Source organism: Mycobacterium sp. E2699 (assembly GCF_001666745.1).
Classification (GTDB): Bacteria; Actinomycetota; Actinomycetes; order Mycobacteriales; family Mycobacteriaceae; genus Mycobacterium.
Genome location: NZ_LZJH01000011.1, coordinates 1 through 1,343, shown reverse-complemented (window position 1 = coordinate 1,343; position 1,343 = coordinate 1). Strand labels below are relative to the sequence as shown.

The window sequence follows — 1,343 nt, the reverse complement described above, 5'->3', positions numbered from 1 at the left end:
CCGACGCCGTCATCGACCACCTGGGCGCCGTCGGCCACCCCGGCCACCCGGGCCAGCCGGGCCACGGTCTGCTCGACGAAGATGTCGCGCGGCCGGCACAGCACCCCGGCGGCCCGCGCCCGCGCCACCACCTGCATCGACAAGATGCTGTCGCCACCCAACTCGAAGAACGACTCGTCCACCCCGACCCGCTCCAACCCCAGCACCTGGGCATAGATATCGGCCAAGATCTCCTCGACCGCGTCCGCCGGGGCCCGGTACCGATCCACGTCCTGGTACTCGGGTGCCGGCAGCGCGCGGGTGTCCAGCTTGCCGTTGACCGTCAACGGCAGCGCCTCCATCGCCACCACCGCGGACGGCACCATGTAAACGGGCAACCGCTCGGCCATGGCGGCACGCAACTGAACCGGATCCGCCGTCCCGGTCACGTAGCCGACCAGGCGTTTGTCGCCGGGACGGTCCTCGCGGGCGATCACCACCGCCTGCGCCACCCCGTCCAGGTCGTTCAACGCCGCCTGCACTTCGCCCAACTCGATGCGATACCCACGGATCTTGACCTGCTCATCGGCCCGACCCAGGTAGCGCAACTGCCCGTCGGCACCCCAGCACACCAGATCCCCGGTCCGATACATGCGCGCCCCGGGCCGACCGAACGGACACGCCACAAACCGCGTCGCGCTCAACCCCGCCCGGCCCACATACCCATAGGCCACCCCCGCACCGGCCACATACAACTCCCCCACCACACCGGCCGGCACCGGCTGCAACCACCCATCCAGCACGAAAAACCCCAGATGGGCCAACGGCAGCCCGATCGGGCTGACCACGCCGTCCACGTCACCGGCCACAATCTCGCGAAACGACGCATGCACCGTCGTCTCGGTGATGCCATACATATTGATCAACCGCGGCGCACCCGCATGGCGCTCAAACCACGACCGCAGCCGCTGCGGCTCCAGCGCCTCCCCGCCGAACACCACCGCCTCCAGCGACAGCTGGTCCCCTACCTCCGGCTGCGCCGCATCGGCGGCCTGCAACGCATAAAACGCCGACGGCGTCTGACTCAACACACCGACCCGCTCGGCCACCAACAAGGCCAGCAGATCCTCCGGCGAGCGCACCACCACATCGGGCACCACGACGACCCGCCCGCCATACAGCAGCGCGCCCCAGATCTCCCACACCGAGAAATCGAACGCCAGCGAATGGCACTGTGACCACACCCGCCCCGCCAACCCCATGTCGGCGTCCAGGGTCTCCAACAGCCGCGTCACATTGCGATGCGGAACCGCCACCCCCTTCGGGGTCCCCGTCGTACCCGACGTGTAGATCAGATAGGCGAT

The 1,343-nt window shown here is 68.8% G+C and carries 1 protein-coding gene; it reads right to left on the bottom strand.

The genetic code is table 11. From position 1 onward, the window contains the following. Nucleotides 1-1,343 (bottom strand): non-ribosomal peptide synthetase (locus A5696_RS00525; RefSeq protein WP_156738196.1); only part of this gene is annotated, 1,343 nt, incomplete at both ends.